11 protein-coding genes and 1 tRNA gene are annotated in these 15,066 nt (G+C 44.0%); 5 read left to right on the forward strand and 7 right to left on the reverse strand.

Annotation, left to right across the window (positions count from 1 at the left end):
* Positions 1–23: 23 nt before the first annotated feature.
* The 5 genes from ftsA (at position 24) to BUC17_RS07635 (ending at position 5,578) form a co-directional block, all read left to right on the forward strand.
* On the forward strand, positions 24–1,418 hold the full coding sequence (ftsA, locus tag BUC17_RS07615; RefSeq protein WP_073363083.1) for a cell division protein FtsA: 1,395 nt from the start codon (positions 24–26) through the stop codon (positions 1,416–1,418).
* A 34-nt stretch (positions 1,419–1,452) separates the two neighbouring features.
* The gene (ftsZ, locus tag BUC17_RS07620) at positions 1,453–3,420 is read left to right on the forward strand and encodes a cell division protein FtsZ (protein WP_073363085.1); all 1,968 of its coding nucleotides are present in this window, start codon (positions 1,453–1,455) and stop codon (positions 3,418–3,420) included.
* Between the two features lie 125 nt (positions 3,421–3,545).
* Positions 3,546–3,995: a GatB/YqeY domain-containing protein gene (locus BUC17_RS07625; RefSeq protein ID WP_073363186.1), complete on the forward strand. Its 450-nt coding sequence runs from the start codon at positions 3,546–3,548 to the stop codon at positions 3,993–3,995.
* 23 nt (positions 3,996–4,018) lie between these two features.
* Positions 4,019–4,092: transfer RNA gene (locus BUC17_RS07630), tRNA-Arg, on the forward strand.
* Between the two features lie 637 nt (positions 4,093–4,729).
* The gene (locus BUC17_RS07635; RefSeq protein ID WP_073363086.1) at positions 4,730–5,578 is read left to right on the forward strand and encodes a zinc-dependent peptidase; all 849 of its coding nucleotides are present in this window, start codon (positions 4,730–4,732) and stop codon (positions 5,576–5,578) included.
* Here the strand turns inward: BUC17_RS07635 and BUC17_RS07640 are convergent.
* Genes BUC17_RS07640 through BUC17_RS07670 form a run of 7 tightly spaced genes read right to left on the reverse strand, consistent with a single transcriptional unit; the run spans position 5,549 to position 14,991 of the window.
* Positions 5,549–7,219, reverse strand: a complete 1,671-nt coding sequence (locus BUC17_RS07640; protein ID WP_073363088.1) for a sodium/sugar symporter — start codon at positions 7,217–7,219, stop codon at positions 5,549–5,551. The genes BUC17_RS07635 and BUC17_RS07640 overlap by 30 nt on opposite strands.
* Position 7,220: 1 nt before the next feature.
* Positions 7,221–8,267 (reverse strand): UDP-glucose--hexose-1-phosphate uridylyltransferase, encoded by a 1,047-nt coding sequence (locus BUC17_RS07645; protein WP_073363089.1) that lies wholly within the window; start codon positions 8,265–8,267, stop codon positions 7,221–7,223.
* On the reverse strand, positions 8,264–9,436 hold the full coding sequence (galK, locus tag BUC17_RS07650; RefSeq protein ID WP_073363091.1) for a galactokinase: 1,173 nt from the start codon (positions 9,434–9,436) through the stop codon (positions 8,264–8,266). Before galK ends, BUC17_RS07645 begins: the two co-directional genes overlap by 4 nt.
* 6 nt (positions 9,437–9,442) lie before the next feature.
* Positions 9,443–11,848, reverse strand: a complete 2,406-nt coding sequence (galA, locus tag BUC17_RS07655) for a beta-galactosidase GalA (protein WP_083544805.1) — start codon at positions 11,846–11,848, stop codon at positions 9,443–9,445.
* Between the two features lie 4 nt (positions 11,849–11,852).
* Positions 11,853–12,863: a glycoside hydrolase family 53 protein gene (locus tag BUC17_RS07660; RefSeq protein WP_073363189.1), complete on the reverse strand. Its 1,011-nt coding sequence runs from the start codon at positions 12,861–12,863 to the stop codon at positions 11,853–11,855.
* Positions 12,864–12,872: 9 nt separating this feature from the next.
* Entirely contained in the window at positions 12,873–13,943 is a 1,071-nt protein-coding gene (locus BUC17_RS07665; RefSeq protein ID WP_073363092.1) for a glycoside hydrolase family 53 protein, read from the reverse strand.
* Positions 13,944–13,947: 4 nt separating this feature from the next.
* Positions 13,948–14,991 (reverse strand): aldose epimerase family protein, encoded by a 1,044-nt coding sequence (locus BUC17_RS07670; RefSeq protein WP_073363094.1) that lies wholly within the window; start codon positions 14,989–14,991, stop codon positions 13,948–13,950.
* Positions 14,992–15,066 lie beyond the last annotated feature (75 nt).

The raw sequence follows: 15,066 nt of genomic DNA on the forward strand, positions 1-15,066 counted from the left end.
CAGTAAGTGACCATTTTTGAACTATGAACCCGAAAGAAAGCATTGCCGTAGGATTAGATATTGGAACAACCAAGATTGTGACCATGATCGGAAAGAAAAACGAGTATGGGAAATTGGAAATTTTGGGCGTTGGAAAAGCCAAAAGTTTGGGCGTTTCCCGTGGGGTTGTCAACAACATTACCCAAACCATTCAATCCATCCAACAAGCGGTATTAGAAGCCGAGGAAAATTCCGGTTACAAAATCAATGATGTAGTCGTTGGGATTGCAGGACAGCACATTCGCAGCATCCAGCATACCGATTATTTGATCCGCAGCAATCCAGAAGAGGTGATTAGCGAAAAGGATATTCAATTGTTGGTCGATCAAGTAAGTCGTTTGGCGATGTTGCCTGGGGAAGAGATTATTCACGTGTTGCCGCAAGAGTTCAAGATTGACGGTCAATCCGACATCAAAGAGCCTATCGGGATGTACGGGGGGCGTTTGGAAGCAAGTTTCCATGTGGTCGTTGGACAAGCGTCTTCTATCCGAAATATTGGGCGATGTGTCCAAAGTTCGGGTATTGAATTATCGGGCCTAACGTTAGAGCCTTTAGCCTCTGCGGATGCCGTATTGAGTCAGGAAGAAAAAGAGGCTGGTGTTGCCTTGATTGATATCGGAGGGGGAACAACCGACTTGGCTATTTTCAAAGATGGAATTATTCGTCACACGGCTGTAATTCCTTTTGGTGGGAATGTGATTACCGAAGACATCAAAGAAGGCTGTTCAATTATCGAAAAGCAAGCAGAGTTGTTGAAAGTGAAGTTTGGATCGGCTTGGCCAGGAGAAAATAAAGACAATGAAATCGTTTCGATACCCGGGGTTCGTGGACGTGACCCCAAAGAAATTTCGCTAAAGAACTTATCCAAAATTATTCATGCCCGCGTGGTTGAAATCATTGAACAAGTTTTTGCCGAAATCAAAGCGTATGGCCATGAAAATCCACGCAAGAAATTGATTGCTGGGATTGTATTGACGGGAGGTGGTTCACAGTTGAAACATGTAAAACAATTGGTTGAATACATCACGGGAATGGACACGCGTATTGGGTATCCCAACGAACATTTGGCGGGAAATTCTAGTGAGGAAATTTCAAGTCCGTTGTATGCCACAGCCGTTGGATTGGTGATGAATAGTGTGGCAAACAATACCCAAAGTGCTTACCGTATTGAATTGCAACAAGCGCCTCAACCCGTTGCAGCCCCTGTACCGCCTGTAGTCCCAGTAAATGAGGTGCCGCCTGTGGTTTCCGTCACGCAAGAGGTAGAAGAACCTGTAGCGACAACTCCACAAGCACCGAGTACCGAGAGTACCATTCGACGATCGTTTTTTGATCGGTATGTCGATAAGATTAAAGATTTTTTAGATAACGCAGAATAAGTAGACAGCAAAATACAAACAAAACCAAAATCGTATGATGAGCAACTCAGAATTTGGAAGCATCTCATTTGATTTGCCTAAAAACCAATCAAATGTTATTAAGGTAATCGGTGTTGGCGGCGGCGGAAGCAATGCCATCAACCACATGTTCAAACAAGGAATCAAAGGTGTAGACTTCGTGGTATGTAACACGGATGCACAGGCTTTGCAAAACAGTCCTGTTCCCAATAAAATCCAATTGGGTGTGGGGTTGACTGAAGGGCTTGGTGCGGGTGCCAATCCTGAAGTCGGTCAGCAGTCTGCGATTGAAAGTATTGCCGAGATTGAAAAAATGTTGGACAGCAATACCAAAATGGTTTTTATTACTGCCGGTATGGGAGGTGGAACTGGAACGGGTGCTGCTCCTGTGATTGCTCAATTGGCCAAAGAACGCGATATTCTTACCGTTGGTATTGTGACGATTCCTTTCCAATTTGAAGGGAAAGTTCGTTCCGAACAAGCGATGGCTGGGGTTGAACGTTTACGTAAACAAGTAGATTCGCTCATCGTTATCAATAACAATAAATTACGCGAGGTTTATGGAAATCTTGGTTTCAAAGCTGGGTTCTCCAAAGCCGATGAGGTTTTGTCTACGGCCTCACGCGGAATCGCTGAAGTCATAACGCACCATTATACACAAAACATCGACTTGAAAGATGCCAAGACGGTATTGTCGAATAGTGGTACAGCTATTATGGGATCGGCTACTGCGACGGGTGATAACCGCGCCAAAGATGCCATTATTGCGGCCTTAGATTCGCCGTTGTTGAATGATAACAAAATTAATGGTGCCAAAAACGTATTGTTGCTTATCGTTTCTGGGACTAGTGAAATTACCATTGATGAAATTGGTGAAATCAACGATCATATTCAAGCCGAAGCTGGGTTCAATGCCAACATCATTATGGGGGTTGGTGAAGATGAAACCTTGGGAGAAGCTATTGCCGTTACTATCATCGCTACCGGGTTCACCACCGATCAACAAGCCGAGATTGTGAACACTGAGCCCAAAAAAATCATCCATTCTTTGGAAGACGAGCAACGTTTAGTGCGTGATTTAATTCAGCCTTCGGTACCCGTTTTTGAAAGTCCCGTAGAAACTCCCATCACTCCGGTTTTTGAAACAACGGCTCCCGTAGAGGAAAAAGTGGTTTTTGAATTGTTGGAAGAAGAGGTAGTTGCGCCCGTATTTACGCCAGCAGTTGAGGCAGAAGCTTTGATCCCGATGAATGAGTTTATCCGTAATTTGGACGTTACTTTTGAAATTGTTTCTCCTATTAAGGACTTGGATTTCGGATTTACAGCTCCTGTAACGCCTGTTCAAGAAATCAAAGTAAACGAACCACAAACTATTTCTTTTGCGGAAGAAACGCAAGCGACATTGACGTTTGATTTACCTTTACAAGTATCTGAATCCCCTGTAGCAGAAACGTCAAAATTGGTTTTTGATTTGACGGATGAAACGAAAAATATTCAGGTGAACGAACCTATTGAGTTTGTTCCCATGACTGAAGTTGATCAAGGCGTAATTCGTTACTCTTTGGAAGAGTATATGGAAATTGAGAATGAGCTTTTGGGTACTTCAAAACCTGCAGCGCCAGTAGCAAAAGTGGAAGAGAAAGTGGATGAAACACTTCAGTTTACCACCAAAGTCGCTGCTGAACCGGTGATGCCAAAATATGCCGCTGATGAGTTGTCGCCTGTGGAGTTAACCATTGAAGAAACTTTAAAAATGCGCGCAGAAGAACGTCGTCGGAAGTTGAAGGAGTTTAATTACAAATTTCACAACAATCCATCACGTGTGGATGAGTTAGAAAAAGAACCCGCGTACAAACGCATGGGAGTTGATTTGTCAGCCAATCAGCCCACTTCCAATACGTCTAGAATGTCTATCGGAACCGATAGCAATGACGATGTGCAATTGCGTTCCAACAATTCATTCTTGCACGATAATGTAGATTAAATCATAAGTTAATTAAAGATGGGTAACCCGAAGGAATTGTTTCTTTCGGGTTATTTTTTTACCTTTGGCATCGCAAATTGGCAATTGAAGTGTTGCTGGTTTCTAATCCCCTAAAAGACAAAGAAATGAGTTTGGAAAGCCAAATTATGGAAGAAATGAAAAACGCGATGCGTGCCAAGGATACCGTAGCCCTTGAAGCTTTGCGTGCGATTAAATCTGGGATTATATTGGCCAAAACGGAAGCAGGTGCCTCGGATACCCTTTCTGCGGACGATGAAATTAAGTTATTGCAGAAATTGGTGAAGCAACGTAAGGACAGTGCTGCCATTTTTACGGAGCAAGGACGAACAGATTTGGCTGAACCCGAATTGGCTCAAGTGGCGGTTATTGAAAAGTTTTTACCCGCTCAAATGTCAGAGGCTGAGGTAGAAGCGGCTGTAGCTCAAATCATTGCTGAAAATGGATTCTCAGGAATGGCCGCTATGGGTCAGGTCATGGGCATAGCTTCTAAAGCTTTAGCGGGAAAAACCGATGGAAAAACAATATCTACCATCGTAAAAAAGTTGTTGGCTTAAAATAAAGTCTAGAATAATATAACGGCTGCGTAGTTCAACTGGATAGAATATCAGATTTCGGCTCTGAGGGTTGGGGGTTCGAATCCCTCCGCGGTCACGAATAAATAACTAGGGTGAAAAGAAATTAAAATTTATTTTAAAATTTCTTTTCACCCTAGTTATTTTCAAAGCGGAGCTTTGAGGGATCAACGGAGTTGAATCCCATTCGTGGTATTAAAATTTATTTTAAAATTTCTTTTCACCCTAGTTATTTTCAAAGCGGAGCTTTGAGGGATCAACGGAGTTGACTCCCCTTCGTGGTATTAAAATTTATTTTAAAATTTCTTTTCACCCTAGTTATTTTCAAAGCGGAGCTTTGAGGGATCAACGGAGTTGACTCCCCTTCGTGGTATTAAAATTTATTTTAAAATTTCTTTTCACCCTAGTAATTTAATAAGTCATCGGCGTTGAATTTTTAGGGCGGCGTTGGGGTAAAAGTCTTTTTCAAAACCCTCATTACAGCACTTGAGATGTATCCAGCCCCGGGCGCAACGGCATCCGTGACGGAGGGTACCGTAGGCACGATACAGTGGAGCACGGGAACCCGCTTTCTTGGGGTATAGGGACTTGCGGCTGCCAAAAATCAAATCAAAGGTTTACCTACAAAATGACAGAGGAAACGGGTTACGAAATTAAAACGCTTGTTTTCGGATAGTGAGTGCACGTTGTATTTTGTTATCTTTGGGTTTTCGACTATGGAGGACTGGTTGACTTTTTCCATGATATTGGTAATGGTTTTGCTATTGGGTGCGGTTGTGCTATACTTCTTCATTCATATTCTCGACTATTTGTTGGCGGTACTCATTGGCCGTACATTGCGACTTCCTTTTCGAATGAAGTACAAAACCTTGACTCCTAATCAAAATGCATTGGTTCGGCACTATTTTTCTTTTTATCGTCGCTTATCACCACGTCGTCAGCGTGAGTTTACGCATCGAGTAGCTTGTTTTTTGGAACGTTATACTTTTCATGGACAAGATCTTACAATAACTGATGAGATGCGTATTTTGGTGGCAGGTACGTATGTGATGCTGACGTTTGGATTTCGGGATTATCTAACCTCGGTTTTTGAGCGCGTTATTGTATATCCTGAAGTATACTATTCAACAATTACGGAGCAGTATCATAAAGGTGAATTTAATCCTGTGGCTCGTGCTGTGGTTTTTTCATGGGCTGATTTGCTCGAGGGACATTCGGTAGATAACGATAATTTGAATTTGGGGATTCATGAGTTTACGCATGTTTTACACCGTAAAGGGTTGGCACAACGCAGCACTTCGGCGTCGTTATTTAAAATGCATTTTAAGGGACTTATGGAATTTGTGAAGCACCCGCATATCCAACGGCAGATCGTGGAATCCAATTATTTTCGGGATTATGCCTTTACCAATGAATACGAGTTTTTGGCGGTGGTCATCGAGCATTATTATGAAACGCCTTTAGAGTTTCGGTCGCATTTTCCAAATCTTTTTCGGAAAGTAAGTCGCATGCTCAACCATGCCCACACCCTGCAATTACCAGAAAACCGTATACAACGCCGCTAGAATGCCAAGCACCAGCAAACTCCACACCGTAAATGCGGGGGATGTTTTGAAAAGGGCGGCCTCTATTTCAAGGCCGTTGGTTTTCACGCCACGTTTGTTTTCATAAAGGCTGATGGCTACCATACCCAAAACACAAAAAAGAAATACAAAGCCCATGCGATCGACAAATGGAATTTCATAAAGGCCGTCGGCATTGGGAACGGCAAAACCGCTGCTGTAGAGGAATTCTAAATTCAGCAAGCCCGGTAAGAATTTGAATCCCAACGACAGTAAGAATCCGCCGATCGTGGCAAATAAAGCGGCATTGGAGGTTGTTTTTTTCCAGAAAAAGCCAAGGATAAACATGGCAAAGATACCGGGGCTCACAAAACCTGTGTATTCTTGAATGTATTGGAATCCTCCTTTTTTGTCAATGCCTAAAAAAGGTGCGACGAGGATGGCGATGAGTAATGCGGCGATGACGACCTGTTTCCCTACTTTCACCAATTGTGCTTCAGATGCCGGTTGCGCTCGGTTTTTGTTGTAAATATCCAAGGTGAAAATAGTTGCAATACTGTTGGCTTTTCCTGCCAAAGAAGCCACAATGGCAGCGGTTAATGCGGCAAAGGAGAGTCCTTTCAACCCCACAGGGAGTAGGTTCAACAAGGTAGGATAGGCGCGGTCTGGATTTAGACTACCGTCTTGCATCAATTCGTTTCCAAAGTAGCCGTTTTGATGCAATACATAGGCCGCAATGCCTGGGATGACCACGATAATCGGCATGAGTAATTTTAAAAAGGCGGCAAACAAAATCCCTTCACGGGCTGTCTTCAAATCGGCACCCAAGGCCCGTTGGGTAATATATTGGTTACAACCCCAATAGTTCAAATTGATGATGAGCATTCCTCCAATCAAAACCGACAAACCGGGAAGGTCCATGTAGTTGGGATTGGTTTTGTCAAAAATCATGTGAAAATGATCGGAAGCATTTGCTTTCATCAACGTAAACCCGTTCCAAACGCCAGTAGTACCGTATTGTTCGGCCACTAAATTCAACGCGAGATAGGTCGTCACGAGTCCGCCCAAAATCAAAAAGAACACCTGAATCACGTCGGTGTAGCCAATGACTTTCATACCGCCAAGGGTAATCACAAGGGCAAAAACAGCCAAACCGACCATGCAAAACGTGAGGTTTAGGCCCGAAATGCTGCTGATGGCCAAGGCGCCAAGATATAAAATGGAGGTAAGGTTGACCAAGACATACAGCAAAAGCCAAAATACCGACATAATCATGGCTACTTGACCGTTATAGCGTTGGTGCAGGTATTGTGGCATGGTATAGATTTTATTTTTCAAATACACGGGGATAAAAAATACGGCCACAATAAGCAAGGTGAATGCGGCCATCCATTCGTAAGTGGCGATTGCTAATCCCATTTTGAAGCCGCTGCCACTCATACCGATAAATTGTTCTGCACTGATATTGCTAGCGATTAATGATGCGCCAATCGCCCACCAGGTAAGCGAACCTTCAGCCAAAAAATAGTCTTTGCTGTCGGCTTCCTTTTTTTTCTTTTTATAATAAATGTAGCCTCCGTAGCTAACGATAAGAATAAAATACAGGAAAAAGACAATGTAATCTTGGGTAGCCAATGTTTTCATACTACGTTTGTTTATAATGTTGGTTGGAGGTTTCCCGAAGGAGGGCGGCACTTTGCTCGGGCGTGATATCGCGTTGTGCTTCGCCTAGCATTTCGTAGCCTACCATAAATTTTTTGACCGATGCACTGCGCAGTAATGGCGGGTAAAAATGCATGTGCAAATGCCATTCAGGGTGAGGCATTCCATCGGTAGGTGCTTGATGTATTCCCGCCGAATAGGGGAAAGAGGTTTGGAAAAGATTGTCGTACTTCACGGTTAGTACTTTTATGGCCTCGGCAAATGAGGCTTTTTCGGCGGCTGTAAATTCAAGGATAGTTGCAATCGTTCGTTTGGGAAGTAATAGCGTTTCATAGGGCCAAGTTGCCCAAAACGGAACCACAACGATACAATGGGCGTTGCTATACACCACACGCTCTTTGGCCTGTATTTCTGCTTGAACGTAATCGCTCAGTAAATTCGTTCCCTTTTGTTGGTAATAGCGGGTCAAATGTTCGTGTGTTTTGGCTACTTGAGTAGGCAGGGACGACTGCGCCCAGATTTGACCGTGGGGATGTGGATTGCTGCATCCCATAACGGCACCTTTGTTTTCAAAAATTTGAACATGGTTAATGTAATCCAGTTGCCCTAATTGCTCGAATTCGCTTTGCCAAGTGGAAATGACTTTTTCAATGGCCGTTACGTTCATTTCGGCTAAGGTCAAATGGTGGTAGGGCGAAAAGCATACCACCCGATTGATGCCGCGTTCCGGTTGAAGTGTAAAAAAAGAATCGGGTGGAGCGGTATATTGCACCTCCCGATTCAATAAGGCGGCAAAGTCATTGTCAAAGACAAAACAGTCCGAATAGTCAGGGTTAATTTCTCCGTTGGCACGTGTATTTCCTGCGCACAAATAGCACGAGGGGTCATGAGAAGGTAGGGTGTCGCTAACCACAGTTTCTTGTTGGCCTTGCCATGGACGTTTGGCCCGTTGTGGAGAAACTAAAATCCATTCTCCCAGCAAGGGATTGTAGCGACGGTGGGGGTGTTCGTTTCGATCAAAAACCATCATGCTTTTTTGTATTGGGTGGTTCCTTTTGAAATTTTTACAGGGTAGTAGTTCAAATGGATGCCAAATTTTTCAAAATATGCCGATTTCATGGTGGCGATAATTGTTTTTTCTTGTGCTTTTGGAATCAGATTGATGGAGCAGCCTCCAAAGCCTCCGCCCATCATTCGGCTTCCTAAAACCCCTTCTTGTTGTAAAATCGTTTCGACCAAAAAATCAATTTCAGGGCAACTTACTTCATACTCTTTCGAGAGTCCCCAGTGCGTTTCGGTCATCGTTTGCCCCAACAACGAAAAGTCTTTGGCTTGCAATGCCGCAACGGCTTGACTTACACGGGCTATTTCTTTGACCACAAAAAGGCAGCGTTTGTAGATAATATCGCCTAGTTCGGTTTTGAGCTGTTCAATCATTTCCAACGAACAATCGCGAAAAGTGTGTACTGCGGGAAACTGAGATTGAATCATTTTTAAACCAACTTCCACTTCATTTCTTCGATCATTATAGCCCGAGGTGAGGTGGGTATGTTTGACACAACTGTCTAAAAGTAGTAAGCTGTATTCTCCTAAATTCGCTTCATAGTAAGTATAGTCCAAGGTCGTACAATCAAGTTTGATCACCTTATTTTTTTTGCCAAAAACGGAAGCAAATTGGTCCATAATACCGCATTTTACACCCGCAAAACGGTGCTCTGCTTGCTGACCAATCAAGGCAATTTCTTGACGGGAAAGACCAAGATCAAACAGCGTATTTAAAGCAAAGGCCAATCCGCATTCAACCGCTGCCGACGAGGAAAGTCCTGATCCCATGGGTACGGTGCTGCTAAATGTCATTTGAAAACCTGCTATTTTTTTATTCCGACGCTTGAGTTCGTCCAAAACGCCCAAGAGGTAATTCACCCACATGGGTTCGACAGGGACCAAATTGTCGTGAATAGAGAGTGAATAGGATTCGTTGATGTCTTTCGCATCCAAGGAGATCATTTCATTATCCGTTTTTCGAAAGGCAAAACAAACGTATTTATTTATGGCGGCTGGCAATACAAACCCGTCATTATAATCTACGTGTTCCCCGATGATATTAATGCGACCCGGCGACAGAAATAGGGCTTCAGGCGCTTGGTGGTAGCGGTGTTGAAAGTGTTCACGGGTTTGACGGATAAGTTGCTTTTTCATGGATGCTTATTTGGTTTGGGTCAACGTTAGGGTTGCCGCCTGAAGTCCGTTGGCTGTTGCTTTTAGTTGTACGGGTCCTGCGGTCGTTCCCGCCTGTATAATCACTTGACATTTTCCATTAAACGCATTGCGTTGCCAGGTGCCATTCACCCATTGATCGGGTTCGTGTGAACTGGGATCGCCATTCCCAACTCCGATGATTTTGGCCTCTCCTGTGAGTTCAAATTGGATGCGGTTGTCGGCAACAGGGACTTCACGGCCTGCAGCATCGACTATCGAAAGGTTAACCACGATAATGTCGGTACCGTTAGCTTGGCATTGTACACGGTTGGGTGTGGCGCTAACACGATTGGGTGTGCCTGTAGTTTCTACTTGTGCAGTGATACGTTTTCCTTTTTTATATCCAACAGCTTCCAGTTTCCCGGGCTCGTAGGGAACTGACCATTTCAAATGACTGTTGCGCGGCATGACTTTTTTACCCAAACTTTTACCATTCAAAAAAAGTTCGACGTCATCGGCGTTGGTATTTACCCAAACATCGATGGGTTGACCTACTTTATCTGGCCAGTTCCAATGGGGGGAAATATGCATTACCTCTTCATCGGTCCACCAACTTTTATAGTAGTAGTAAATGTTTTTAGGAAAACCACACATGTCCAAGATACCAAAATGCGAATTGATATTGGGCCATTTGTAGGGTGTTGGTTCCCCGCGATAGTCAAATCCGGTCCAAACAAAACCACCCATCCAATAGTCGTTTTCGGCGGCCAATCGCCACCAATCTTCGGCCTTACTAGCCCACCATGGTGCGGTGATATCTTGATCGGGAACGTAGGCTCGTACAGGGTCTTTTTCATAAATACCGCGGGTGGTTACGGTACTCCCCATCTCCGTTCCTACAAGCGGTTGGTCAGGATGGTCTTTGTGGTAATCGGCAACAGCATACTGTCGGTAATTGAATCCGCGTATCGGAATGACTTCATTGACCCCTGGAAATTCGTTCCCCATATCGGCAGCATACGTACTGGTTCGTGAAGGATCGAGTTCCCGTTGTTTGGCCAACAACGTAAGGGCAATTCTTTTACCAAAATCATTTTTCTGAATCCATCCTTCTTCGTTACCAATCGACCATAAAAATACCGAAGGATGATTGCGGTCGCGTTTGATAAGTCGGGTAAATTGATCCAAATATTCAGCACTGCTATTCAGTAATCGCTGTTCATCGACAACCAACATGCCCAAACTGTCGCACGCTTCTAGGAGTTCGCGCGTGGGAGAATGATGACTCGCGCGGTAGGCATTGGAACCCATTTCTTTCAACAGTTTTATCCGGTAATACTGCAAATCATCGGGCAATGCACTGCCCACTCCAGCGTGGTCTTGATGGTTGTTGGTACCTTTAATTTTAAGAGGTTTTTCGTTTAAGAAAAATCCTTTTTTACCCTCAAACGCTACGCTACGGATTCCGAACTTTATTTTGTGTTGGTCGACAATCTTTCCCTTTTGTTTAACAACGGTTACAGCACGGTATAAGTACGGATTGTCAATATCCCAGAGGAGCGGATTGTTGAGCGTAATTTTTTGTTTGACGGTACCTTGTTGATTGGTGGTCAAATAGAGTTGCTGTTCGCTTGACTTCCCTATTATTTTACCCTCCCGAGTAGTAATATAGGTGGCAACGGTACAATCGCTGGGGGAAAAGTTTTTATTGGTCACGGTGGTCTCTAGGGTCACGGTTGCTTTTTTACCCTCTATTTTCGAATGAACGAAAAAGTCCCCATCGGCCACATGCAGGGAATTGAATTGCTGTAACCAAACATGGCGATAAATGCCTGCTCCTTCATAAAACCAACCTTCATATTGCGTAGCGTCTACACGAACGACCAATACATTTTCCTTATCCACTTGAATATAATCGGTCACATCATACGTGATGCCTACATAACCACTTTGGTTGGTGCCTACATAGAACCCATTGAGCCAAACGGAAGCATTTCTAAAGATGCCATCAAATTGTAATGCATAGCGATCGAGTCCAGCTTGTGGCGAAACGGTAAAGCGCTTGCGGTACCATCCGATACTGGTTTCTGGGAACCGTCCGCCGACCGGTTTGTAGCCGTGCGACTCCACTTCATAACTCGGGTCGTAGACAAAAGGTAAGGATACGGCCCAATCGTGTGGAATATTGATTTTGGTCCACGTTGTGTCTACAAATTTTGGGTCGATCGCGGTTTGTGCGGCGCCTCCCGATTTGGAGAAAATGGTAGCCAAACTATAGTTGAAGTCTTTTTCGGGTAGTGCAGCATGTCCGAAATGAAAGCGCCAATCGCTATCGAGGTTGGTTATACGTTGCGCTTGGGTTGAAAAGCAAATACAGCCCAAAAGTCCGAGGAAGAGTAGCGTTTTTTGCATAGGTTTAGTTTTTAAAAGCGTCCAAAGCGGGCGAAGGTTGGCCATTTTCTAGCCAAGCGTTTAAGCTGTAGTGACTCCAACTTTGAATGCCTTGCGGTTCCCAATAAAAGACGCCCAAACCGCGGTGGTTGGGAACTTTTCGTACCGCATTCAAGGTGGCTTGAAGCAATTGAAAGGTGTTCTCAATTTTGGAGACTTCCCCGCCTACTTCAACAATCATAACGTCTTTGTTGTATTTTTTAGACAAGGTAATCAAATTCGTTTCCAAATCGGTGATCGTCTCTGAGTAATCTTTTTTTATCCAAAAAGGGTAGTAGGAGAGTCCAATAATGTCGTAACGCACTTGGTGTTGTGTGGCTTGGTCAAAAAAAGCATTAAACTTTTCCCGATTGTTGCCTTCGTCGACATGTACGATGACTTTAATGCTGGGATTGACGGCTTTGGTAGCATCATAGCCTTTGTTGAGAAGCTGCGCCAATTGGTTCCAATGTTGTGTGCTCCCGTCGGGCCAAAGCATACCTCCTGGGATTTCATTGCCAATTTGAACCCAATCTGGGGTGATGCCCGCTTTGTTCAAGGCGGTAAGTACTTCATGAGTATGTTGGTAAACGGCATCGCAAAGTTGGGGGAAAGCGAGATTTTCCCACGCTTTGGGTTTGTTTTGTTTGGCAGGATCGGCCCAGGAATCGCTGTAATGGAAATCGATAAGGATTCGCATGCCTAATTTTTGGGCCCGAAGTGCCATAGCGACCGTTTCATCCGTACTGCAATGGCCGCTGGTTTTGTCGTTGTTGGGATTCACAAAAACGCGCAATCGGATGCTATTCATGCCCAATTCCTTCAAAATAAGCAAACAGTCTTTGGGTTGTCCTTGCGAGTCTTTAAAGGTGATACCGCTGGCTTCCATTTGAGGTAACCAACTCACATCGGCTCCTTTGGCAAAAAAGGGTTCTTGCGCCCAAGCCATTAGGGTTCCCCAAAGAAATAGCCCGATATAGATGAATAGCTTCTTCATTTTCAACGGTTAGTTGGCATTAAATACACTCATCGCAGGCAAAGCATTTTGGTCAAAATCCCATAACGCTTGATTTTCCCAACTGGATCCATTGGTAGCTGTGGGTCCCCGAAACGCCACCCATTCGGCGCCCCAATAGCAAAATCCAATACCTACGGGCGATTGATTCACCATATTTTTAATGGCTGAAAAAAAGCCGCGTTGGCCATTGGGAGTGGCGTCAAAACCGGGGATTAATTGGTTGTTTAGTCCCACCACATTGTTGGTAAAATCATCAAAGCCAAGGGTGAAAGGGTAGGAAGTTTCTGCTAGCATGACTTTTTTATTATGTAGGTTGCCCAAAGTATTCATTTTGTTTTGCACATCGACCAAACTTTTTCCATGCCAAATGGGGTAATACGAGAGTCCGATATAATCATAGTCCACTTGAGCTACTTTTCCAAAATACCAATCCGCTCCTGTCAAACCTGCAAAATGAAGCATAATTTTTGTAGCTGGATTGGCCGATCGAACAGCTCCACAAGCCGCATTCACGAGTTGTAAATATTGATTTTCTTGTGTCGAAAGGCGACCTTCAGGCCAAAGCATACCGTCGTTGGTTTCGTTTCCTATTTGAATGATGTCGGGTTGAATTTCGTTGACAATTTGGGTGGTATAACTAATTACTGCATTTTTCAAGCTGTTAAAATCCATACTCTGCCAAGCAGCGGGTTTGGTTTGGTGTCCCGGATCGGCCCAAGTGTCAGAGTAGTGTACGGTGATCCAAACTTTCAGTCCCGCTTGTTTGATGCGTTGGGCAAAGGTTTTAACTTCATTAAATCCACTATGTCCGTCGGCGGGATTGTGCCAAAGGCGAATACGAATGGCGTTGCACCCTGCGTTTTTTAGCGTAATTATAGGGTCTTCTGCCACTCCGTTATTTTTATACACGGTTCCTTCACTTTCGATAAGCGGAATAAAAGAAGCATCCGTAGCCCGATAAAACGTCGGTTCGGGAGTAGGTGTTGGATTTGCATTTTCTTCACTATTGGAACAAGAGAAAAGAAAGATAAGACTACATAAAGAGAGTAACTTTTTCATATGCTTATTGTTTTTGAAATTGAAATAACGTTTCGTGCAAATAGGGTTCCCCTTTTCGTAGCACGGTATTGGGAAAATGGGGGTGATTGGGCGCGTCGGGAAATTTTTGGGTTTCAAAACAAATGCCGCTTAAGCTGTGGTAGGCGGCTTGCTCTTTGCCGATTAGGGTGTCAAAACAGTTACCCCCAACGTAAATATGCACAGCAGGTTGGTTGGTAAAAACATCCATGCGCAATTGGTTTTTAGGGCTATATAATGTTGCGGCATGTGCATTTGAAAGAATAAACGTCGTATCACATGCTTTAGGACATGCTCGAAGTTGCTCGAAATCATCAGGGGTTTCGCGAACGGATAACCGATTTCCTGTAGGAATCAAATCCGCGGTGGTCTCCAATTTTTGGGAAGCATAAAGTTGCAATTGCATGCCATGAATCGAAGTGTCGTGTCCGTTTAAATTGAAATAACTATGTTGGGTGAGATTGATAAAAGTATCCGCCGTTGAGGTTCCTTTAAAGGTGACTTTAAGGGTGTTGTTTTCCAAAAGTTGGTACGTCACCCACAAGGTTAAAATACCCGGATAATTCCCTGCCTCTGCCACTGTGGTAAAGGTATAGGTCAAACTCGGATTTTCACCAAAAGTGGCCGATTTAAAACGCCACAATTGATTGCTTAAATTGATCGAGCCGCCGTGCAAATGGTGCTCTCCAGCATTGGTTTCCAATTGAATCATTTTATCATTAAGGGGAGCTTTACCGTGATTGATCCGACCGGCAAAGGGTCCCACTACAGCTCCCATAAAGGGTGGGTTGGGCAAGGAAAACGATTGAATATAGTCGTCGACCGATTCAAATCCGAGGACAACATCAACCGCATACAATACATTCACAGGGATTTTCAAACGTGTAATCGTCGCTCCAAAATCAGCCACAGAAAGTTCCATCCCATTTTGATTGCGAATGGTACGCAAATACACATCATGACCCAAAGGCGTTGTTCCGAAAAATTGTGCTCCCGTAGCGGACTGTATTTGCGAATGTGATGATTTCATCCTGATTTTTTTTTGGAATTATCAAAATTAGCCGACTTTATTGTAAATTGCATACCGGTACCTACCAGTTTTTAT

The sequence above is a fragment of the Flavobacterium fontis genome (assembly GCF_900129405.1).
Lineage (GTDB): Bacteria > Bacteroidota > Bacteroidia > Flavobacteriales > Flavobacteriaceae > Flavobacterium > Flavobacterium fontis.

What these genes read in the sequence shown, in the direction of transcription:
- BUC17_RS07625 (WP_073363186.1), top strand. Translation starts at nt 3,546, where the DNA reads ATGAGTTTGGAAAGCCAAATTATGGAAGAAATGAAAAACGCGATGCGT.
- BUC17_RS07660 (WP_073363189.1), bottom strand. Translation starts at nt 12,863, where the DNA reads ATGAAGAAGCTATTCATCTATATCGGGCTATTTCTTTGGGGAACCCTA.
- BUC17_RS07635 (WP_073363086.1), top strand. Translation starts at nt 4,730, where the DNA reads ATGGAGGACTGGTTGACTTTTTCCATGATATTGGTAATGGTTTTGCTA.
- galA (WP_083544805.1), bottom strand. Translation starts at nt 11,848, where the DNA reads ATGCAAAAAACGCTACTCTTCCTCGGACTTTTGGGCTGTATTTGCTTT.
- BUC17_RS07640 (WP_073363088.1), bottom strand. Translation starts at nt 7,219, where the DNA reads ATGAAAACATTGGCTACCCAAGATTACATTGTCTTTTTCCTGTATTTT.
- BUC17_RS07670 (WP_073363094.1), bottom strand. Translation starts at nt 14,991, where the DNA reads ATGAAATCATCACATTCGCAAATACAGTCCGCTACGGGAGCACAATTT.
- ftsA (WP_073363083.1), top strand. Translation starts at nt 24, where the DNA reads ATGAACCCGAAAGAAAGCATTGCCGTAGGATTAGATATTGGAACAACC.
- BUC17_RS07645 (WP_073363089.1), bottom strand. Translation starts at nt 8,267, where the DNA reads ATGATGGTTTTTGATCGAAACGAACACCCCCACCGTCGCTACAATCCC.
- ftsZ (WP_073363085.1), top strand. Translation starts at nt 1,453, where the DNA reads ATGATGAGCAACTCAGAATTTGGAAGCATCTCATTTGATTTGCCTAAA.
- galK (WP_073363091.1), bottom strand. Translation starts at nt 9,436, where the DNA reads ATGAAAAAGCAACTTATCCGTCAAACCCGTGAACACTTTCAACACCGC.
- BUC17_RS07665 (WP_073363092.1), bottom strand. Translation starts at nt 13,943, where the DNA reads ATGAAAAAGTTACTCTCTTTATGTAGTCTTATCTTTCTTTTCTCTTGT.